General features: G+C 68.4%; 14 protein-coding genes. 9 read left to right on the forward strand and 5 right to left on the reverse strand.

The window, feature by feature from the left end; all coding sequences use genetic code 11:
* Positions 1 to 4: 4 nt before the first annotated feature.
* On the reverse strand, positions 5 to 2,833 hold the full coding sequence (locus FFS08_RS17800) for a TonB-dependent receptor plug domain-containing protein (protein WP_249341106.1): 2,829 nt from the start codon (positions 2,831 to 2,833) through the stop codon (positions 5 to 7).
* 112 nt (positions 2,834 to 2,945) lie between these two features.
* Here FFS08_RS17800 and FFS08_RS17805 point away from each other — a divergent pair, with 112 nt between their 5' ends.
* Together FFS08_RS17805 and FFS08_RS17810 are read left to right on the forward strand one after the other, a co-directional pair.
* A complete protein-coding gene (locus tag FFS08_RS17805; RefSeq protein WP_212742034.1) occupies positions 2,946 to 3,938 on the forward strand; it encodes a cyanophycinase in 993 nt (330 codons plus the stop codon).
* Positions 3,935 to 4,372, forward strand: a complete 438-nt coding sequence (locus FFS08_RS17810; protein WP_137863074.1) for an Lrp/AsnC family transcriptional regulator — start codon at positions 3,935 to 3,937, stop codon at positions 4,370 to 4,372. The genes FFS08_RS17805 and FFS08_RS17810 overlap by 4 nt, the downstream gene beginning before the upstream one ends.
* A 7-nt stretch (positions 4,373 to 4,379) precedes the next feature.
* Here FFS08_RS17810 and FFS08_RS17815 read toward each other — a convergent pair whose 3' ends face one another.
* Positions 4,380 to 5,291 carry a FecR family protein gene (locus FFS08_RS17815; protein WP_137863075.1) on the reverse strand — a complete coding sequence of 304 codons (912 nt, stop codon included), beginning with the start codon at positions 5,289 to 5,291 and terminating at the stop codon, positions 4,380 to 4,382.
* Positions 5,288 to 5,794: an RNA polymerase sigma factor gene (locus FFS08_RS17820; RefSeq protein ID WP_249341107.1), complete on the reverse strand. Its 507-nt coding sequence runs from the start codon at positions 5,792 to 5,794 to the stop codon at positions 5,288 to 5,290. Before FFS08_RS17820 ends, FFS08_RS17815 begins: the two co-directional genes overlap by 4 nt.
* A gap of 210 nt (positions 5,795 to 6,004) precedes the next feature.
* Between FFS08_RS17820 and FFS08_RS17825 the strand changes: the two genes are divergently transcribed.
* Genes FFS08_RS17825 through FFS08_RS17835 form a run of 3 tightly spaced genes read left to right on the forward strand, consistent with a single transcriptional unit; the run spans position 6,005 to position 12,650 of the window.
* Complete coding sequence (locus FFS08_RS17825) at positions 6,005 to 9,418, forward strand: TonB-dependent receptor (protein ID WP_137863077.1); 3,414 nt, start codon at positions 6,005 to 6,007, stop codon at positions 9,416 to 9,418.
* Complete coding sequence (gene ggt / locus FFS08_RS17830) at positions 9,418 to 11,151, forward strand: gamma-glutamyltransferase (protein ID WP_137863078.1); 1,734 nt, start codon at positions 9,418 to 9,420, stop codon at positions 11,149 to 11,151. The genes FFS08_RS17825 and ggt overlap by 1 nt, the downstream gene beginning before the upstream one ends.
* Positions 11,152 to 11,171: 20 nt before the next feature.
* The gene (locus FFS08_RS17835) at positions 11,172 to 12,650 is read left to right on the forward strand and encodes an amidohydrolase (RefSeq protein ID WP_137863079.1); all 1,479 of its coding nucleotides are present in this window, start codon (positions 11,172 to 11,174) and stop codon (positions 12,648 to 12,650) included.
* 49 nt (positions 12,651 to 12,699) lie between these two features.
* Here FFS08_RS17835 and FFS08_RS17840 read toward each other — a convergent pair whose 3' ends face one another.
* Both FFS08_RS17840 and pal read right to left on the reverse strand, forming a co-directional pair.
* A complete protein-coding gene (locus FFS08_RS17840) occupies positions 12,700 to 13,863 on the reverse strand; it encodes a glycosyltransferase family 4 protein (RefSeq protein ID WP_137863090.1) in 1,164 nt (387 codons plus the stop codon).
* A 206-nt stretch (positions 13,864 to 14,069) separates the two neighbouring features.
* On the reverse strand, positions 14,070 to 14,585 hold the full coding sequence (pal, locus tag FFS08_RS17845; RefSeq protein WP_137863080.1) for a peptidoglycan-associated lipoprotein Pal: 516 nt from the start codon (positions 14,583 to 14,585) through the stop codon (positions 14,070 to 14,072).
* A gap of 247 nt (positions 14,586 to 14,832) precedes the next feature.
* On the opposite strand from pal, the gene FFS08_RS17850 reads away from it, so the two are divergent.
* The 4 genes from FFS08_RS17850 to FFS08_RS17865 all read left to right on the forward strand — a co-directional run bounded on the left by FFS08_RS17850 (position 14,833) and on the right by FFS08_RS17865 (position 22,114).
* The gene (locus tag FFS08_RS17850) at positions 14,833 to 16,335 is read left to right on the forward strand and encodes a sensor histidine kinase (RefSeq protein WP_137863081.1); all 1,503 of its coding nucleotides are present in this window, start codon (positions 14,833 to 14,835) and stop codon (positions 16,333 to 16,335) included.
* Positions 16,332 to 17,012, forward strand: a complete 681-nt coding sequence (locus FFS08_RS17855) for a response regulator transcription factor (RefSeq protein ID WP_137863082.1) — start codon at positions 16,332 to 16,334, stop codon at positions 17,010 to 17,012. Before FFS08_RS17850 ends, FFS08_RS17855 begins: the two co-directional genes overlap by 4 nt.
* A gap of 78 nt (positions 17,013 to 17,090) precedes the next feature.
* Positions 17,091 to 18,722, forward strand: a complete 1,632-nt coding sequence (locus FFS08_RS17860) for a Na+/H+ antiporter (RefSeq protein WP_171012683.1) — start codon at positions 17,091 to 17,093, stop codon at positions 18,720 to 18,722.
* A gap of 374 nt (positions 18,723 to 19,096) precedes the next feature.
* Complete coding sequence (locus FFS08_RS17865; RefSeq protein WP_171012685.1) at positions 19,097 to 22,114, forward strand: Ig-like domain-containing protein; 3,018 nt, start codon at positions 19,097 to 19,099, stop codon at positions 22,112 to 22,114.
* The last annotated feature ends 40 nt before the right edge of the window (positions 22,115 to 22,154 follow it).

A 22,154-nucleotide genomic window follows, 5' to 3' on the forward strand; every position in this document is an offset into this window, starting at 1 on the left:
CGGATCACAGCTTGGCCCCGCCCATCTTGTAGGTCAGCTGCACGTAGAAGCTGCGCCCCACGCCGTCGAACCACGAGATGTCGTAATAGGGATAGGCGCCATAGGTGCGGTCCTTGATCGGATTCTGGTCGAACAGATTGTTGATCGTGCCCGACAGGCGGAAGCGATCGGTGATGTTGTACTGGGCCGACAGGTTGAAGAGATAGCTTTCCTTGATGAACGCATTCTCGTCGTAATTGGGCAGCCTGCCCAGGCGCTGCCCGGTCAGCGTCGTCGAGAATTTGCCGAGATCCCAGCTGAGGCTCGCCGTGCCCTTGTCGCGCGGGATGTCGTAGCCGCTGTCATAGGTGAGCTTGTCGACCACCGGATCGCCCGGATACTGGCGGATCGTGTGGTTGAGCACATAGGTGTAGCTCGCCGAGAGCGCGAAGGTGCCGATCCCGGCGGTGGGGATACGGAGATGCGCGGCGAAGTCGATGCCGTCGGTGGTCTCCTTCGCCACGTTGATCGGATTGATGAAGACGCCCTGGAGCTGCCCATCGAGCGCGCCGCCGACATAGCGCTGCACGCGCGCCTTCGCGTCGAGGCAGGTGGGCGAATTGCCGTCGACCGGGCTGCCCGCCGCGGTCTGCCCGAGGCGGCAATCGGCTTCGTCGCGCAGGATGCTGTCGATGTTCATGTCGAGCACCTGGTTCTTCATCGCGACGCGGAAATAGTCGACCGAGACGTCGAAGCGCCGCGACGGCTGCCACACCACGCCCGCATTGAGCGAAGTCGAAGTCTCCGGCCGCAGCCGCCGGTTGCCCGAACGGTGCGAGACGATGCCCTGATCGGCATAGCTGCAATCCGGCAAGGCGACGCCCGGCTCGTCCCTGCGGCAGAGATAATAATCGGTGCCGGAGGGATGGGTGTTGCCGGGCCCGCGGAAGACATAGTTGAGATCCGGCGCGCGGAAGCCGGTGCCATAGGCGCTGCGGAGCATCAGCGACTTGGTCGGCCGCACCACTGCGCCGAGATTATAGGTGAACTTGCCGAAGCCGTTGCCGGCGAAGCTGTAATGATCGTAGCGCGCCGCGGCATCGAGCTCGAGGAAGGAGAAGGCCGGGATGCGCAGCTCGCCGCCGGCGCCCCAGTGCTGGCGCGTCCCCTTCCCGTCCGAATCGACCAGCCCGACATAATATTGGGTCAGCGCGAGCGGATCGGGCTTCAGGTCATAGCCCTGGTTCCCCACTTCGGCGCTCACCGCGAAGCCGACCGGGCCGCCGGGCAGGCGGAACAGCTCGGTATTGTTCACCGTGGCGGCGACGTTGTTGACCCAGGATTTGGGCCGGTAGATCGAATCGGCGGTGATCGAGCGATACTCGGCCGGCGTCAGCGGCGTGTAGAGCCGCGTCGGATTGGCGTTGAACTGGGCATAGCCCGAGTTCGGATCGACGCCGACCTGCGGGCCGAGGAAGAAGGCATTGGCCTTGGAGATCACCACCTGGGGGAAGGAAATCCGCGCGCTGTATTCGGCGTGGTTGAGGCTGAACTCATAGTTCCAGGTGCCGCCGAAGCTGCCCTTCACGCCGGGCGTGACGTTGTAGCTGAACGAGCGGTTGCGGGTCATGCCCACGTCGAACCCGCCCATTTCCTCGGGCGTGAATTGGCGGGTCCAATTGTCGAGCTGGTCGCCGCTGTCGGTGTCGCCGGGGGCCAGGTAATTGGGATTGTAGAAAGTGCCTTCCTCGTTCCCGTCGGGCGCGACGTACGACCAGGACAGCACGTCGCGGAACAGCTTGAGGTTGGAATAGCTGGCCTGGAAGTCGAGGAACAGCTCGGCATGATCGCTCAGCGCATAGCCCATCGTACCGAAGCCGCTGGCCGATTGCCGCTTCGAGAGCATCGTGCCATAGGCGACCGACGCATTGCTGCCGCAGAAATAGCCGTCGCCGGAGATGGTATCGCGCCTCGGACGCGCGGCATAATAAGTGGTGCCGCGATTGAGCGACGACAGCCGGTCGCACGTCGCCTTGCCGGGATTGATGTAATAGAGATATTCGTCGGCGCGCAGGAAAGTGCGGCGCGCCAGCGGGGCGCCGGTGGGATCGTCGGCGGTCGAATCCTGCAGCTTGCGCTGATATTGCCACAGCGGCCGCTGATCGAGCAGCTCGATGCCGATCACGCCGTGAAAGCCGCCGGTCTCCCAGCCCGTGGTGAGGCTCAGCCGCTGCGACGATCCGCCGCCATGCTCGGTGGCGCCGTAGCGATAGTCGATGCGGGTGCCGTCGGGCTTGGACTTGAGCTGGAAATTGACCACGCCCGAGATCGCGTCGGATCCGTAGATCGCCGAGGCGCTGCCGCTCAATATCTCGACTCGCTCGATCAGCCCCACCGGGATGTTCGAGATGTCGGTGAAATTGCCGTTGCCCTTGAAGGGCAGCGGGAAGTCGGCGATGCGGCGGCCGTTGACCAGCACCAGCGTGTGGTTGGGGCCGAGCCCGCGCAGATCGACCTGCTGCGCGCCGGGCGTGAAGTCGGCGCCGGAGAAGCTCTGCTGGCTCTGTGTCTCGCCGCCATTCTGGGTGATCGCGCGCAACACGTCGGGTACGCTCTGATAGCCGCTGCGCAGGATGTCGTCGGCCGTGATCGTCGTCACCGGCGCGGGGCCCTCGCCCTGGATGCGCGGGATGCGCGAGCCGAGCACGACGATCTGCCCCTCGCCCTGGCTCGCTTCCTGGCCGGCCGCCGGCACGGTCTGGTCGCTGGACGCCGCCTGCGCCATCGCCGCGACCGGGATTGCGATCAGGCTCGTTCCCGCCAGCGCCAGCGCTGCGAACTTCATGTACCGCATATATCGACCCCCCTTTGCATTTGTGACATATTGATAACGAGAGTGATCAAAATGAAACAATAAAAATGCAGTTTGGGCATAACATACGAACGAATTGAAAAGGACTATGGCCTTGAAGACACTGTTGCGCCTCGCGCTGGCCGTCCTCGCCCTCCTCGCGCCGGCGGCGGCACCGGCCCGACCGGACGGGAGCTACAGCTATTATGCGGTCGGCGACCTTGCCGCGGCGCGGCGCGGCGCGACCGCGCCGGCCCTGATGCTCGTGGGCGGCGGCGACTGGGACTACGGCGCCTTCCGCTGGTTCGCCGAGCGGGCCGGGCACGGCCATATCGTCGTGCTGCGCGCCTCGGGCGAGGGCCAGGCCGGCGAGGAGATCTACCGTCAGGTCGGCGGCGTCGCTTCGGTCCAGACGATCGTCTTCCACAGCCGGGCGGCGGCGAACGATACGCGCGTGCTCGACATCCTCGCCCGCGCCGACGGCATCTTCATCGCGGGCGGCGACCAGGCCAATTACGTCCGCTACTGGAAGGACACCCCCATCGCCCGCGCGCTCGACGCACATGTCCGCAAGGGGCGTCCGCTCGGCGGCACCAGCGCCGGTCTCGCGATCCTGGGCGGCACCGCTTATGGCGCCATGGACGGCGGCAGCATCGACAGCCCGGCGGCACTCGCCGATCCCGGCGGGGCGGCAGTGACTCTGGTCACCGGCTTCCTGCACCTGCCGCGCATGGGCCATATCGTAACCGACACGCACTTCGCCAAGCGCGACCGGCTCGGCCGGCTCGTGGCGTTCGTCGCCAAGGCCCGGCTGCACGACCCTCGCGCAGTGGGCCTGGGCGTCGACGAGGGCGCCGCGCTCTGCGTCGAGGCGGATGGCAGCGCGAAGCTCCACGCCCCGCCGGGCGGCCATGCCTGGCTGGTCCAGCCGCGCGGCGCCCCGCGCCTCCGCCCCGGCAAGCCACTCGACTGGAACAGCGTGCAGGTCACCGGGATCGCCCCCGATGGCGCGCTGGACCTGAACACGCTCCAGGTCACCCGGCCCGCCTTCGGCGGTGTGGCGCGCGTCGCCGGGGGCAAGCTGATCGGAGCGCCGGAGCCGAAATGACGCTGCGGTCCGAAGAAATCGATCCCCGGATCCTCGCGCTGCTGCGCGAGGATGCCCGGCGCAACGTCTCCGAACTGGCCACGGCGCTGGGCGTCTCCCGCACCGCGATCTACAGCAGCATCGAGCGGCTCGAGCGGCAGGGCACGATCGTCGGATACACGGTGCGCCTGGGCGAGGACTATGACCGCAGCCTCATCCGCGCCCATGTGATGGTGAAGCTCTATCCCAAGGCCACGCAGGCGACGATCGACCAGCTGATGACGATGCCGGCGGTGGCCGGGCTCTATGCGATCTCCGGCGAATATGACCTGATCGCCGTCATCGAGGCACCGCACGTCAACCGGCTGAACGACCTGCTCGATGCGATCGGAGCGATGGAAGGGGTGGAGCGCACCACTTCCTCGGTCATCCTCGCGACCAAACTCCAGCGCTGACGACCGGTCAGCGCTGGCGGGATTCGATGGCGACCGCGCCCGGATTGGCGATGAGATCGCGGATCGCGGCCGTATCCCCCTGGTTGACCACGCCATAGACGCGCACCGATCCAGCGCGCGGATCGGTCAATATCAGGCGGTCCTTCGCATAGCGGTTCACCTCTTCGATGACTTCGCTCAGCGGCTCGCCCCGGAAGACCAGCCGCCCGCGCGTCCAGGCAACGGCGCTGTCGGCATCGATATCGGCCGCCTGCCGGATGAAGCCCGTGTCGCCGCCCATGCCCTTGGCGATGCCGAACGACAGGCGCTCGCCCTTGTGCGCCAGCTTCTCGATGGGCTCCGCACTGCCTCGCCGCCCCGGCTCGGACAGGGCGACACGCACCACGCCCTCGACGACAGTCACCTTGGCCTCGCCCTTGCCCACGCTCACATCGAACATCGTGCCGACGGCGACGACCTCGCCGTGCCGGGTCTCGACGACAAAGGGGCGGCTCTTGTCGTGCGCCACCTTGAACAGCGCCTCCCCGGCCACCAGCCGCAGCCGGCGCTCGCGCGGCGCATAGGCGACGTCGACTCGGCTGTCCGCCGCCAGGGTCACCACCGATCCGTCGCTGAACGCGATCCGCCGACGCTCGGCATGGCCGGTCGCGACGCTCTGCACCGTTTCCCGCGCGGTCCGCGGATGCGACAGCCAGAAGGTGCCGCCGACCACCGCCAGCGCGGCGATCCCCGCCGCTGCCCGGCCCAGCCAGGCGGGCCGCTGCCGCACCGGTGCCGCGCCGGGGCGCTCGAACTCGCCGAGCCAATTCCAGAAAGCCGAGGCCTCGGCCCGGTCCGCCGGATGGAGATCGGCATCCCGCCCGTCCAGGAACGCGTCGAACACCGCGGGCGCGCGCTTGCCGAGATTGCGTTCGCTCATGCGCCGCGCTCCATCAGATGCGCGAGCCGGTCATAGAGATGCGCGACTGCGTGGTTGAGGTGCTTCTGCACCATGCGCGGGGAAATGCCGAGCTCGCGGGCGATCTCGCCGGTGCCGCGCTCGTCGAAGCGCCGCATCACGAACACTTCCCGGCAGCGGGGCGACAATTCTTCCAGCGCCGCTTCGAGCGCTGCCTGGAGATCGGCGACGCAGCGCCGGTCTTCCTGCGACGGCCGCACCGGCGGATGGATCTCGGGGCCCAGCGGCACGACCGGCAGCGCACGGCGGTGCCGATCGGCAATCAGATTGGCGGCGATGCGGAAGAGATAGGCCTGGGGCTCGTCCACGGTCCGCTCGCGCGCGCTCGCGACGAGCCGGGCACAGGCTTCCTGCACCAGATCCTCGACTTCAGCCGCATCGTCGACCCGGCGCGCGACGAACGCGCGCAGCGCCGCGCGATAGGAATCGAACGCGCCGTCCTCCGACTCCGAAGCCGCCTGCATCTCTGGTCGTCCGGCGGCCAAGCCCATACCTCCCTGTCGCGCACCAGCGCATATTCCTCCTGCCATGACGCGCGGTTACGGCAAAGGCGAACCTTGCAAGGACGCAACACCCGAAAAAAATTTAGTCCAATTTGGTTCGCGTGTGGGGACCCCCAGCGTCATAAACCATGATTGCCGCGTCCAGGCATCGATTCAGGGGGGTCGATATCCATGAACACACGCCAACTGCTTCTCGCCACCGTTGCCGCCTTCGTCGCCGTTCCCGCCGCCGCGCAGGCGCGCGAGGCTGTGCGCCACGAGATCCATTTCTCGGGCGGAAGCCTCGACAGCGCGCTGATGCAGGTCGCCCAGCAGACGGGGGTGCAGCTGGTCTTCACCGATCCGGCGATCGCCCGGATCAAGGCGCCGCGGCTCGACGGCCGATACACGATCCGCGACGCTCTCGAGCTGCTGCTCGGCAACAGCCGCTACACCTATCGCTTCACCGGCCCGAACAGCGTGCGCGTGATGCCACGCGGCGACGCCCAGCCGGCGGCCCGCCCTGTCGCGCTCTATCAGGACAGCCCTGCCCCCGCGCCGACCGGCGACCAGCAGGCAGCGGCCGAGACCGCCAGCGTCGAGCAGGCCGTGAACGGTGACGAAGCGCCCCCGCCCGAGATCGTGGTGGTCGGCTCGCAGATCCGCGGCAGCAAGGTGACCGCCGCCCTGCCGGTGACGGTGGTCGACGAAGCGCAGATCGGCGCGACCGGCGCGACGTCGGGCGACGAACTGTTCCGCTCGATCCCGCAGCTCGGCGACGTCAGCTTCAACAGCTCCTATCTGCCGAACAGCTCCAACTCGGCGCGCGGCGACGTGGGCTCGATCAACCTGCGCAACCTCGGCGTCGGCAACACGCTGGTGCTGCTCAACGGCCGCCGCGTGGTCAATCACCCCACGAGCCGCGCCGACGACAATCTGGTGCCGGTGCTGACGGTCAACACCAACGCGATCCCCGTCTTCGGGCTGGAGCGCATGGAAGTGCTGCGCGACGGCGCCGCGGCGATCTATGGCTCGGACGCGGTCGCCGGCGTGGTCAACACCGTGCTCAAGACCGACTATAGCGGCGTGGAGCTGGAGGGTCAGGTCGGCTGGGGCCAAGGCTCTCGCCTGTTCGAGACCAACACCCATCTGCTCGCCGGCCGCAATCTGGGCGATCGCGGCAACATCACGCTGTTCGCGAGCTACGACAAGCGCGACGGCGTGGTCGCAAGCGACTTCGACTATACGCGTTCGAACGACAATCGTCCGCTCTTCGTCGGTACCCGTTTCGAGGGCGCGACCTCGCTCGACGGCCGCTCGACGATCACGCCCTGGGGCTCGTTCCAGACGGTGGGCAATGTGGTGGTGCGCCAGGGCACGACCGCGCTCACCAATACCTCGGGCCAGTTCCACATCCAGCCCACCAGCTTCGCCGGCTGCGCGGCCGGCGGCGCGGGCACGATCGGCGGCACCAACTGCGTCGCCACCGGCACCAGCTCGGCCGCGGCGATCCGCGAGCTGCGCTTCGATGCGCCGCTCGCCTTCAACACCAACGTCACGCCCAATATTCGCCGCATCAACCTGTTCCTGAACGGCCATTACGAGCTGGGCGGCGGCGTCGAGCTGTTCGGCGAGGCCGGCTATTACAACGGCCAGAGCAACAGCATCCAGGCATCGAGCGGCACGCTCTCCTCGGGCCCGCTGACGATCGCCGCCAATGCCTATTACAACCCGTTCGGCCCGGTCGGCAGCCCCAACCGCTTGCCCGGCATCAACGCCGCGGCCACCGGCCAGGCAATCACGCTGTCGAGCTATAATTTCGCCGATGTCGGCCCCAACCATGTCGACGTGCTCAACACCCAGTATCGCCTGCTCGGCGGCCTGCGGTTCAAGGCGCTCGGCTTCGAATGGGAGAGCGCCGCGCTCTATTCGGAAGCGCGGGTGCGCGACACGTCCGACGGGATCAGCCAGACGCTGCTCCAGCGCCAGATCAACCTGACCACGCCGGACGCCTACAACCCGTTCAACGGCAGCGGCATCACGCCGCCGAGCGGCGCCGACAACACGCCGAGCAGCCTCGCGGCGATCAACGCGATCAAGATCAAGACCACGCGCGTCAGCCAGTCGACGCTGGCGATGTGGGACATCAAGGGCTCGACCACCGACCTGCTCCGCCTGCCCGGCGGCAATGTCGGCATCGCGATCGGCGGCGAAGTGCGCCGCGAGACCCAGCGCGACGACCGCGATCCGCGCGTCGACGGGACGATCCAGTTCACCGATTCGATCACCGGCGCGGTCAACGGATCGGACCTGGTCGGCACCAGCCCCTCGCCCGACACCAGCGGCCGGCGCACCGTCGCCGCCGCCTATCTCGAGCTGGCGGTGCCGGTGATATCGCCGGACATGCACATCCCGCTGGTCCGCAACATCGAGCTCCAGCTCGCCGGCCGCTTCGAGCATTATTCGGACGTCGGCTCGGTCGCCAAGCCGAAGATCGCGGCCGCCTGGGACATCGTGCGCGGCCTGCGCCTGCGCGGCTCCTATGCCGAAGGCTTCAAGGCACCGAACCTCGAGCAGATCAACGCGACGATGGTCACCCGCTCGAACACCCGCACCGACTGGGTCCGCTGCGAGGCGCAACTGCGCCAGCCGCCGTTCCTGGCCGATGGCGTCACGCCGAACCCGCTCCGCATCAGCAGCTTCGCCAATTGCTCGCAGGGCTTCGCCACCACCGCGCGGCGCTCCGGCAATCCCGACCTGAAGCCCGAACAGTCCAAGACCTGGACGGTCGGCGTCGTGCTCGAGCCGCACTTCCTCGATGCCGCGGTCGGCCGGATGACCTTCACCGCCGATTACTGGCATGTCAGCCAGAAGGGCATCGTCGGCCTGTTCGGCGAGGGCAATGCGCTGATCAACGACTATCTGCTGCGCGTGCAGGGATCGAGCGACCCCAATGTCATCCGCGCCGCGCCGACGGCGGAGGACAATGCCCTGTTCGCCGGCACGGGCCTGGCGCCGGTCGGCCGCGTGCTCTACGTCAAAGACAAATACGTCAACCTGCTGCCGCAGGAGGCCGCGGGCGTCGATCTCGGCTTCAACTGGCGGCTGCCCGATTTCGGCGCGGGCAAGATCAGCCTGAACGCGAACGCCGCCTATCTCGACAAGTTCTTCCTCGAACCTTCGCCGCCGATCCAGAACCTGATCGCCGCACGTGCGGCGGGGACGATCAACGCCGGCACCAACATCGCCGATGCGGGCGACCTGGTGCGCCAGAACGGCAAGCCGCGCTGGAAGGTCACCGGCTCGATCACCTGGGAGAAGGGCCCGTTCCAGATCGGCGGCTTCACCCAATATACGAGCGACGTCCAGGATACCGGCCTGATCGATTCGGCCGGCGCCGCCTGGCTGATCGAGGATCGGATGACCTTCAACCTCTATGGCCAGGTCACGATCGGCAAGCGCGACAATGGCGGCCGCTATCGCCTGCGCATCGGCGTCCGCAACCTCACCAACGAATCGCCGCCGCTCAGCTCGAACGGCTTCCTCGGCTCGCTCTACAGTCCCTATGGCCGCTACTGGTACGCCAACATGCGGGCGAGCTTCTGATGCGGATCGCCCTCGCCCTGGCGCTGGCGTCGCTCGCGACGCCGGCCATCGCCCAGGAAGCGCCGGAGGCGCCCGCTACGCAGCGCGTCTCCGGCGGCGACATCGTCGCCTATGACCAGATCCACAAGCCCGTGATCGGACGCGGCGGCATGGTCGTGAGCCAGAACAGGATCGCGGCGGACGTCGGCGCTGCGATCCTGCGCAAGGGCGGCAACGCAGTCGATGCCGCGATCGCCACGGCTTTCGCGCTGGCGGTGACGCTGCCCCGCGCCGGCAATGTCGGTGGCGGCGGCTATATGCTGATTCACATGGCCCCGAAGGACGGCAAGCCCGCCCAGACCATCGCGATCGACTATTACGGCCAGGCGTCGCGCAACACGACCTCCGAACTGCTGCTGGGCGCCAACGGCAGGATGGACCCCGCCAAGAGCTATTCGATGAAGGGCGTCGCCATCCCCGGCACGGTCGCCGGCCTGTGGGAAGCGCACAAGCGCTTCGGCTCGCTGCCCTGGGGCACGCTGATCGCGCCTGCCATCGCGATGGCCCGCGACGGCGTGATCCTGTCGGACGACGAGGCCCAGGCCAATGCCGACCAGAAGAAGGCGATGCACGACGATGCCGCCGCGCTCGCCGTCTTCTTCAAGCCGGACGGCAGCGCCTATGCGCCGGGCGAGCGCTGGAAACAGCCTGATCTCGCGGCAAGCCTCCAGATCATCGCCGCCAGGGGCCGCGACGGCTTTTACACCGGCGCCATCGCGCAGAAGATCGCCGCGGGGATGAAGACCGGCGGCGGCGTGATCGACGAGAAGGACCTGGCCGATTATCAGCCGGTGATCTCCGAGCCGATCTGGTCGAGCTATCGCGGGCTGCCGATCGCGTATATGCCGCCCACCGCTTCCGGCGTGAGCGTCGCCGAAGCGATGAACATCCTCGAGCGCTTCCCCGTCCGCGAGCAGCGCTGGGGCAGCGTCGCCAACCTCCATCTGCTGGCCGAGACACTGAAGATCGTCTGGTCGGACCGCCGCCTGGTCGGCGGTGGGCCGGACTGGCGCACCCCCGCCAAGGGACTGGCCAGCAAGGACTATGCGGCCGAGCGCGCGAAGCTGATCCGTGGCGACGGCTCGCTCGACGCCAGGACCCTGCCCGACGGCAATCCCTATCCCTACGAGAGCAAGGACACCACGCACTTCTCGGTCGTGGATGCGGCGGGCAACGCCGTCAGCAACACCTACACCCTCTCCGCTTCCTATGGCGCGCACGTCGTGGCGCCGGGCACCGGCATCCTGCTCAACAACTCGCTGGGCAACCTTGCCTGGGGCCGTCGCGGCGAGGAGTGGAAGGCGACCCAGCCGGTCCCCGGCAAGCGCGTGGGCTCGACGATCACGCCGATGATCGTGTTCAAGGGCGACAAGCCCTGGCTCGTCACCGGCACGCCCGGCGGCGGCTACATCATCGCGACCATGGTGCAGATGCTCTCCAACGTCATCGATCACCGCCTGAACGTCGCCGAGGCCGCCGAGCGCCCGCGGATCAACCAGTCGGGCGGCGACGGCCCGCTCGAGCTGGAAGAGGGTTTCTCGCCGGACATCATTCCCCTGCTCGAGGCGAAGGGGCACAAGGTGCGCCCGTCGAACACCATGGGCTCGGTCCAGTCGATCATGGTCGAGGGCGACAGGTTCCTGGGATCGGCGGACACGCGCCGGCCCGACGCCGCGGCCATCGGCGCCAAATAGAACATAGGAGAGTGCACGAGATGAGGATCAAGACCGCGCTGCTGCTCGCCGCCGCGCTCGCGCCGCTTTCGGCCCAGGCGCAGGGCGTGCCCGAGGCCCAGCGCAGCGCCATGCTCGCCGGCATCGACAAGCGCGCACCCGACCTGGAGAGCAGCGCCAAGGCGATCTGGGGCTGGTCCGAAGTCGGCTATCAGGAGAACAAGTCGTCGGCGCTGCTCCAGGCACGGCTGAAAAAGGCCGGCTTCGCCGTCACCCCGGGCGTCGCCGGCATGCCGACCGCCTTCGTCGCCAGCTTCAAGCAGGGCTCGGGGCCGGTGATCGGCATCCTCGCCGAATATGACGCCCTGCCCGGCCTCGCCCAGACCACCGCGCCGACCAAGACCGCGATCCCGGGCAAGGCAGCCGGCCATGGCTGCGGCCACAATTTGTTCGGCGCGGCGAGCGTCGAGGCGGCCATTGCGATCCGGGAATGGATGATCGCCAACAAGGTGCAGGGCGAGTTGCGCGTCTATGGCTCGCCCGCCGAGGAAGGCGGCTCGGGCAAGGTCTATCTCGTCCGCGCCGGCCTGTTCGACGATGTCTCGGCAGTGCTCCACTGGCATCCCGGCGATGCGAACGGCGTCTCGACCGGCAAGAGCATGGCGAACATCTCGGGCAAGTTCCGCTTCCATGGCATCAGCGCCCATGCGGCGGCATCGCCCGACAAGGGGCGCTCGGCCCTGGACGGCGTCGAAGTGATGGACGTCGCGGTGAACTTCATGCGCGAGCATGTTCCGTCCTCGACGCGCATCCACAACATCATCACCGCGGGCGGCGAGGCGCCGAACGTCGTGCCCGATTTCGCCGAGAGCTATTATTATGTCCGCAACGTCGATCCCGTGATCGTGCGCGACGTCTGGGCTCGCGTGGTCAAGGCGGCCGAAGGCTCGGCGATGGCGACGGGCACGACGGTCGACCACGAGATCACCGGCGGCGTCTATTCGATGCTCGCGAGCGAGACCCTGGCCAAGGTGATGAGCCGCAACCTCGACGCCGTGGGCGGCGAGAAATGGACACCCGAGGAGATCGCCTGGGCGACCGAACTGCAGAAGAGCCTGCCGACGCAAAAGCCGCTCGATTCGGTGACGCAGACCAGCTCGCGCGAGCGCGGCCCCGACGGTGGCGGCTCGACCGACGTGTCCGACATCAGCTGGACGGTGCCGACGATCGGCCTCAGCACCGCCACCTGGGTTCCCGGCACACCGGCGCACAGCTGGCAGGCAGTGGCGGCGTCCGGCTCGTCGATCGGGATCAAGGGCGCCGCGGTGGCGGCCAAGACGATCGCGCTGACGGCCGCGGATCTGTTGCTGAGCCCTGAGACGCTGGCGACAGCGAAGGCCGAGCTCGACAAGGCGCGGGGTCCGGCGTTCCGATATGATGCGCTGCTGGGCAAGCGGGCGCCGGCGCTCGATTATCGCAAGCCCACGCCCGCCTGGGAAGGCACGGCGAAATCGAACTGACCGCTTGACCGGCCGGCGGTCAGACATCGCCGGCCGGGCCGGAGATCGCCTATGCGGCGGCGCTTGCCCGGCGTCGCCGGCCGAGCAGATCCGCATAACTGGCAACCACCTTGTCCAGAATCTCGGACCAGCGATAGCCCCGCGCTTCGGCATGTGCCGCCGCCGCCATCGCGAATCTGAGGTCGGGGCGCTCGACCAATTGCGCCACGGCGTCGGCAAGGGCTGACGCTACCGGCGGCGTCAGCAGGCCGGACCTGCCGGAGACGATGAGCGCCCGGGCGCTGCCCGCATCGGCGCTGACGACGGCGAGGCCGGAAGCCATCGCCTCCAGATTCACATTGCCGAACGCCTCGGTCATGCTGGGGTTGATCAGGATATCGGCGCTCGCCACCGCGCGGCCCAGCGCCCGGCCGTCGAGATGGCCGGCGAAGACCGCGTCGGGCAGCAATGCCCGGAAACGCGCTTCGGCCGGGCCTGCGCCGACGATCAGCGGGCGAAGCGGATAGCCGCGTTCGCGCAGCGCCTGGATGGTATCGGCGAAAGTCGCAATCCCCTTCTCGACGACCAGCCGGCCGAAGAAGATCGGCACGATCTCGTCGTCGCGATACCCCAGGCCACGCCGCCAGCCCAGGTCGCGCAATGCGGGCGAGAAGGCGGCGGGATCGACGCCGCGGCCCCAGATCGCGATGTCCTCGTCCGGCACGCCCATCGCCGCCAGACTCTCGGCCGAGTCTGCGTTCGGCGCCAGGACGCAGTCGCTCGCCCGGTAGAAGCGCCGCAACCGGCGCTCGCCCCAATGCCGCAGGGCGCCCAGGCCATAATAGTCGAAATAGGTCTCGAACCGAGTGTGGAGACTGGCCACCACCGGCACGCCCAGGCCGCGTGCCAGCTTCTGCGCGCCGGTACCGAGCAGATCGGGCGCGGAGACGTGCACGATGTTCGGCGCGAAGCGCTCGACATCGGCACGCACCGAACCGGGCAGGCCGAGCGCCACGCGGAACTCGCTGCGACCGGGAATGGGCACCGACGGAACCGACACCAGATCCCCGGCGGGTGCAAAGGCCGGATCGGCGATCGTCGGCGAATAGACGCGCACGGCCGCCCCCCGCGCAAGCAGGTGATCGACGAGCCGGTTGAGCGCGCGATTGGCGCCGTCGCGCACGCAATTGTAGTTGCCGGAGAAGAGCGCGATCCGCATGCCCGCGGCAGCCATCGCGTCATTGGCCGGATTCGTCGTATTCGGCTCGCACAAGGCCGTATCGGACGGCCCCATCGCGCGGATGAGGACAGGGCGCCCGGCCTGGGAAGCTGGCGCATCTGCGCGGCCATGGGTGACGCGTGACATCTTCATCGTGGACAGTCGAATAGCATGGGACGCAGTGGGGAACGATGACGCTCCCCAGGCGGCCACCATATTCATTACGGTAGATGAATGACGACTGACACGGCACGCCGATTCTGCGCGTGCGAAGCTTCGTCGGAGCCGAGCGCCTCGGGGCGTTCCTTGCCGTAGGAAATGGTCGTGATCCGGTTCGGCGCGATGCCTTGCAGCGCCAGGAAATCGGCCGCGGCGCGCGCACGGCGGTCGCCCAGCGCCAGATTATACTCGCGGGTGCCGCGTTCGTCGGCATGGCCCTCGACCAGGAAGCCCACGCGCGGATGCTGGCGCAGCCATTGCGCCTGGCGCGTCAGCGTGGCGCGAGCTTCGGGCGAGAGGCTGAACGCATCGAAGGTGAAGAAGACACGGTCGCTCCCCGCGTTCGCCACCAGGTCCGCCTGCAACCGCGCCAGCGCGGGATCCTCGCCATTCTCGACATAGGGTTCGCCGCCACCGGCGCTCGGCACGTCCGAGACGTTGCCGGGGTTCGTCCGCTTGGTGCAGCCGCCAAGGGCCACCGCGCCCATCACCACCGCCAGCATCAGTTCCCTACGCATAACTTCTCCAAGAAATGTTCCGGAAACATCCCTAGAGAAGCTTGGCGAACGGGCGTTACTATAGGTTTTTTATGCATGGACCGGGGCCGGCCACGGCCATAGGCATTCCACGAGAGCGCGCTTTTGCACCCCCTCATGCAGGCCTCCCCCCAAAAGAGGCGCGCGTTCCCACCGCGGCGGCGGGCACCATGGGCTCCCGGCCCCAGCCCGCCGCCCGGACCAGCCGCCGGCAAGCACCTGGAGCTCGATGACGACCGGACGACCAAATCCCCTCATCGGCTTCCTGACGGCACGGCTGCATCTCGATCGCGCCGGCCTGCTCCGCACCGCGATCGTCCTCACGCTCTCCGCGATAGCCGCGTTCGCCGTACATCCACTGGGCGAAGTCGCCGCGGCGCTGGTGTTCGTGCTCGGCATCACGGTGGCGGGTGCGCTGAGCGGGCTCGCCGCGGCGCTGATCGCCGCACTCGCGGCGTTCCTGATCTACAATTTCTACCTGACCGAGCCGGCGCTCACTTTCCGGATCGCGACGGGCAGCGACCTCGCGCCGCTTGTCGTGTTCAACCTGTGCGCCCTGGTGTCGGGGGTGCTCGCCGGCCAGCTCAAGGATCATGCCCTGGCGGCCCGATCGAGCAACCTCCAGCTCAACAGCCTGCTGGCGCTGAGCCAGGAACTCCAAGCCGCCCCGCGCCCTTCCGACGTCGTCGCCACCGTGGAGCGGGCGGTGCACCGCATCCTCGGCGCCCGCGCGACACTCTTCCGCGCCGATGACGGGGCGCTGCGCTGCCTATCGGCCTTGCCCCGCGAAGCGGACTGGCACGATTTCGCGCAGCGGATCGCCCAAGATCCCCAGGCGCCCGGGGACAGCCCGCTGATCGGCCGGCGTCTCGAACTCGCCGACGTGCCGGTCACCGTCCTAGTGCTCGAACCGCTGCGGCCGGGAAAGGTCGAGCCGGCCTTCATCGATGCAGTCGCCAACATGGTCGCCCTGGCCCTCGAACGCGCAGCGCTGTCCGAACGGATCACCGAGCGCAGCGCCCTGGCGCGTGCCGAGGAACTGAAGAGCGCACTGCTCGCTTCAGTCAGCCATGACTTCCGCACGCCCCTCACGGCGATCAGCGCATCGGCATCGAGCCTGATCGCCTATGGCGAGAAGCTCGATGCCGAGACTTCCGCACGCCTGCTGCGCGGCGTGGTTGACGAGTGCGAGCGCCTCAATCGCTATACGGCGAACCTGCTCGAGATGAGCCGGATGGAAGCGGGCGGCATCGCGCAGCCGCTGCAGATCCTGGGCGCAGCCGAAATGGCGGGCGCGGCGCTGCACCGGATCCGGCCGCGCGCGAGCGGGCGGCAAGTGACGTTGCATGCGCCGGATCCGGATCTGCCGGTCGCCGCCAACCCCGCCCTGTTCGAGCTGGTGCTGCTCAACATCCTGGACAATGCGATCCTCTACAGCGACGAGGGCGCACGAGTGGAGATCGCCATCGCCGCGGAGGACGGCGCCTGCCGGATCGACATAGCCGACAGCGGCCAGGGCATCCCGGAGCACGCGCTCCACCGGGTGTTCGAGCGCTTCTATCGCGCCGGCCGGCCAGACGCGACCGGGCGCGGCAGCGGCCTGGGCCTGGCGATCGCCAAGGGGTTCGTCGAAGCATTGGGCGGCACCATCCACGCGACCATCCCCGGGCTCGACGGCCGCGGCACCCGCATCATCATCCGACTCCCGCTCGCCAAGGCTATGCAAGCATGACCAACATCCTCCTCGTCGACGACGAGCCCGCGCTGATCGCCGTGCTCGAGCCGGTGCTGGGCGCCGAAGGCTATAGCGTCGCCGTCGCCTCCGGCGGCGTGCCCGCGCTGCGCATGGCCGAGGACATGAAGCCCGAAGTGGTGCTGCTCGACCTCGGCCTGCCCGACATCGACGGCAAGGACGTCATTCGCGCCCTGCGCGCGACGAGCGAAGTGCCGATCATCGTCATCTCCGCGCGCCACCAGGAAGCGGAGAAGATCGCCGCGCTCGACCAGGGTGCCGACGATTATGTGAACAAGCCGTTCGAGATCGGCGAGCTGATGGCCCGCATCCGCGCGGCGATCCGGCGCAGCTCGAGCCTGAAGAACACGCCCGCCACCTATCGCAGCGGCCCGCTGGAGATCGACTTCCAGGCACGGCGCGTGTCGCTGGCGGGCGATGTCGTGAAGCTCTCCCCCAAGGAATATGAGCTGCTGCGGACGCTGGCGCTCAGCGCCGGCCAGGTGGTGACCCACAAGCGGCTGCTCGCCGTGGGCTGGGGCAGCGATACCGCCGACAGCCAGTATCTGCGCGTCTATATCGGCCTGCTCCGCCAGAAGATCGAGGAGGATCCGAGTGATCCCCGGCTGCTCGCGACCGAGCCCGGAGTCGGCTATCGCCTCGCCAGCGCGAGCTGAATTCCCGCAACATCTCCGGCCCGTGCCGGAACATGATCCCAGCCGCGGCCGCCAGGCTGCGCAGAACGAGGCAGAGCCGTGGAAACCGTTTCGATCATCCTGTTCCTGCTGCTCGCCGTCGTCGTCAGCGGCGCAGTCGCGCGGATGCTTCCGTTCGGCGTGCCCACGCCGCTGGTGCAGATCCTGCTGGGCGCCGCGATCGGCCTGTCCACCTCGCATCGCGTCGAGCTCGACCCCGAGCTGTTCATGTTCCTGTTTCTGCCGCCGCTCCTGTTCTTCGACGGCTGGCGTATCCCCAAGGACGAGCTGTTCAAGGACCTCTCCACCGTCGTCGAGCTGGCGCTCGGGCTGGTGCTGCTGACCGTGATCGGCATGGGGCTGCTCATCCACTGGATGATCCCCGCGATGCCGCTCGCAGTGGCGTTCGCGCTCGCCGCGGTGATTTCGCCCACCGATCCGATCGCCGTGTCGGCGATCGCCGCGCGCGTGCCCATCCCGAAGCGCATGATGCACATCCTGGAAGGCGAGTCGCTGCTCAACGACGCGTCCGGCCTGGTCTGCCTGCGCTTCGCCGTCGCTGCCGCGCTGACCGGCACCTTCTCCGCCGGGCAGGCCGCACTGACCTTCTTCTGGGTGGCCGGCGCCGGGCTCGCGATCGGCGTGCTGGTCACGCTCGCGGTCTCGCGCGCCAAGGCATGGGTCACGCGGCGCTGGGGCGAGGATACCGGCTCGCAGATCCTCGTCAGCCTGCTGATTCCCTTCGGCTCCTATCTGCTCGCCGAACATCTCCATGCATCGGGCATCCTGGCTGCCGTGGCGGCGGGCGTGACCATGACTTTCGCCGAAATCTCGCGCCAGGCGATGGCAGTCACTCGCATGCGCCGGAACTCGGTGTGGGACACGCTCCAGTTCACGCTGAACGGCGTCATCTTCGTGCTGCTGGGCGAGCAACTGCCCGGTATCGTCGCCGGCGCCAAGCGGACCGTGCTGCTGACCGGCCATGCCTCGCCCTGGTGGCTGGCAATCTATGTCGTGGCGATCGTCGCCGGGCTGGCGGCGCTGCGCTTCGCCTGGGTGTGGACCTCGCTGCGGCTGACCATCCTGCGCAAGCGCGAAGGCGTGGTGGCGATGCGCAGCCCCAACTGGCGACTGGTCGCGGCGACGTCCTTCGCCGGTGTGCGCGGCGCGATCACCCTGGCCGGCGTGCTCACCCTGCCGCTGGTGCTGCGGGACGGCGCACCCTTTCCCGCGCGCGATCTGGCGATCTTCCTCGCGGCCGGCGTGATCATCGTATCGCTGGTGATCGCCAGCATCGCGCTGCCGGTCCTGCTCAAGGGGCTGACCCTGCCCCCGGAGCCGTCCCGCCAGGCGGAAGAGGATTCCGCGCGCGTGACCACCGCCGAGGCCGCGATCCGCGCCGTCGAGCGACACCAGCATGCCCTGGGCGAGGCGCATGGCGATCCCGATCGCTACGCGGCGGCCGGCGCGCGGGTGATGGCCTTCTATCGCGAGCGTATCGAGGGTCTTGGCGAAGACATGGCAAGCGAAGCGCGCGCGCAGGAAAGGCTGGCCAGCGAGCTCAGGCTCGTCGGCATCCAGGCCGAGCGGGCGCGGCTGCTGGAACTCGGCAGGGCACGCGCGATCGGCAGCGAGACCGCCCGCAAGCTGACGCGCGAACTCGATCTCGCCGAGACGCGGCATCGAGGCTGAGAGCCCGATACTCCATCGCCGGGAACATCTCGAAGCTTTCGACGCGAACCGCGCCGCCCAAGGGCAATGCCGCACGCACCGCCATCATGACCCCCGGCGAAAATCCGGATCATGCATGAATGGGCACCCTTCTCCATCCCTGCACCGACAATTGCTCGACACAACCGGAAACATGGCGGTGCTTTGCCATCCCGGTATCGATTGATTCCGATTTCGGAAGTATTGCATCGAAACCGCCCGCACGATGTTTGATAGAATTGACGGGCCTTCTAACAACGTTTCGCAGGTCAATACATTACAACCAAAATACTTGCGCAGATGTTAACCAGTCGGCTCCGACAGAGTTGCGTAGATTTCTCTGGGAGGAGACTGTCATGCGTGCCGATGTGATCGATAAATCCACGGGCAATACTATTCATGTTCCCGGCGACGCCATCGATCTATCCAACCCCAGCGTGGTTCGGCTTGACATTGACCGGTCCCAGGTCGCCTCTCTGGAGCGGCAGGGCAACGACCTGATCGTCCACCTCACCAATGGCGAGACGATCCGGGTCTCCAATTTTTATGTCCAGACAAATGGCGCCGCGAGCGACCTCGTGGTGCGGGAACATGATCATCTCTGGCTGGCGGATACGACGGCTTCGGGACCGGTACGCTTCTCGGCGCTGCACGGAATCGACGATCTGCTGATCGGCGCCGAGGCGGCCGGCGGCGCTGGCGGCGGCGGCGCGCTGCTGCCGGTCCTGCTCGGAGGTGCCGCCGTGGCGGGTGGCGCAGCGGCACTGGCGGGCGGCGGCTCCAGCCGTGGAAGCAGCGGCCCGGGCAGCACCGCGGACACGACTCCGCCCAGCGCGCCGACGGCAACGGTGAGCGGCAACGGCGCCAGCGTCACCGGCACCGGCGAAGCAGGTGCCACCGTGCAGGTGCGCGATTCCTCGGGCACGCTGCTCGGAAGCGGCACGGTAGGCAGCAACGGCAGCTATTCCGTGACGCTCAACCAGCCCCAGACCAATGGGCAGACCGTCACCGTCACTCAGACCGATCCCGCCGGCAACGTCTCGCCGTCCACCACGGCACATGCACCCGATACCACCCCACCCGCCGCCCCCACCGGCGCGGTGAACGGCGACGGCACGATCGTCACTGGCACGGGCGAGCCCGGCGCGACCGTCACGGTGCGCAACGGCAGCGACGCCGTCATCGGCACCGCGGTCGTCAACGCCCAGGGCAATTATTCCGTGACGCTGACCACCCCGCAGAACAATGGCGGCACGCTCACCGTCGCGCAGACGGATCCGGCCGGCAACGGCTCCAACCCGATCACTCTCGCGGCGCCCGACATAACGCCGCCCAGCGCGCCAACCGCCACCGTCACCCCCAACGGCACCGCGGTGACCGGGACCGGCGAACCGGGCGCGACCGTCACCGTGCGGGATCCCGATACCGGCACATCGGTGGGCACTGCCGTCGTCGACCAGAACGGCAACTACACGGTACCGCTGGCGCCGGGCGTGTCGGACGGCGGCATGCTCCAGGTCACCCAGACCGATCCCAGCGGCAATGTCTCGCCTGGCACCACCGTGACGACGCCGGACCTGGTCGCCCCCACGGCGCCGACCGCGACGATCGCGCCGGACGGCACTTCGGTCAGCGGCACCGGCGAGCCCGGTGCTACCGTCACCGTCACCGGTGCGGGCGGCGTCGCGATCGGCACGGCGGTGGTTGCCGGAAATGGCAGCTATTCCGTCACACTCACGCCAGCCCAGGCCAATGGCGAGGCCCTGACGGTCGGCCAGACCGACGGCGCCGGCAATGCCTCGCCTACCGTCACCGTGACCGCACCCGACCTCACGGCGCCGGCCGCACCTACTGCAGGCGTTTCGGCGGACGGCACCGCAGTGACCGGCACCGGCGAGCCCGGCGCGACCGTGCATGTCCAGGATGCCAGCGGCAATCCGCTGGGCAGCGCCGTGGTCGCCGCCAATGGCAGCTTCAGCGTCACGCTCACCACGCCGCAGGCCAATGGCCAGGTGCTGGAGGTTTCCCAGACCGATCCCGCCGGCAACGCGTCGCCCGAAGTGGCGGTGACCGCACCCGACATCACTGCGCCGCTCGACCTGACCGCAGCGGTGGGCGCCAGCGGCACGATCGTCACGGGGAGCGGCGAACCCGGCGCGACGGTGACGGTGCGCGATCCCGCCGGCACGGTGATCGGCACTGCCACCGTCGCCGCCAATGGCAGCTACACCGCGACGCTCACCACGCCGCAGGTCAACGGCCAGGTGCTGCAAGTCACCCAGGCCGACGCCGCCCATAATGTCTCCGCCCCGGTGACCGTCACCGCGCCCGACATCACGCCGCCGGCCGCGCCGGTCGCCACCGTCTCGGCGGACGGGACGGTAGTGACCGGCACCGGCGAGCCCGGTGCGACCGTGCATGTCCAGGATGCCAGCGGCAATCCGCTGGGCAGCGCCGTGGTCGCCGCCAATGGCAGCTTCAGCGTCACGCTCACCACGCCGCAGGCCAATGGCCAGGTGCTGGAAGTCTCCCAGACCGATCCCGCCGGCAATGTCTCGCCCGAAGTGGCGGTGACCGCACCCGACATCACTGCGCCGCTCGGCCTGACCGCAGCGGTAAACGGCATCGGCACGGTGGTGAGCGGCAGCGGCGAGGCCGGCGCCACCGTCACCGTCCGCGACCCCTCCGGCACCGTGATCGGCACGGCCGTGGTCGCCGCGAACGGCAGCTACACCGCCACCCTCACCACGCCGCAGCTCAACGGGCAGTTGCTGCAAGTCACCCAGGCCGACGCCGCCCATAATGTCTCCGCCCCGGTGACCGTCACCGCGCCCGACATCACCCCACCCGCACTGCCCACCGCCACGGTCTCGCCCGACGGCACGACGGTGACCGGCACCGGCGAGGCCGGCGCGACCCTGACCGTGCGGAGCCCCGCCGGCACGGTGCTCGGCACCACGACAGTAGCCGCCGACGGCAGCTATTCGGTCACGCTCTCGGTTCCGCAGACCAATGGCGAAGTGCTGACCGTCCGCCAGACCGATCCCGCAGGCAACCCCTCGCCCGACCTGCATGCGACCGCGCCGGACATCACCGCGCCGACCGGCCTTACCGCCGCCGTCAACGGCACCGGCACGATCGTGACCGGCACCGGCGAAGCGGGGGCGACCGTGATCGTCCACGATCCGCTGGGCAACGCAATCGGCACGGCCGTGGTCGCCGCGAACGGCGCCTATGCGGTGATCCTCACCACGCCGCAGGCCAATGGCCAGCTGCTCGAAGTCACCCAGACCGACCCTGCCGGCAACATCTCGACTCCGACCCCGGCCCTGGCGCCCGACATCACACCGCCCATAATGTCTCCGCCCCGGTGACCGTCACCGCGCCCGACATCACCCCACCCGCACTGCCCAC

Source organism: Sphingomonas sp. 1F27F7B (assembly GCF_005503355.1).
Lineage (GTDB): Bacteria > Pseudomonadota > Alphaproteobacteria > Sphingomonadales > Sphingomonadaceae > Sphingomonas.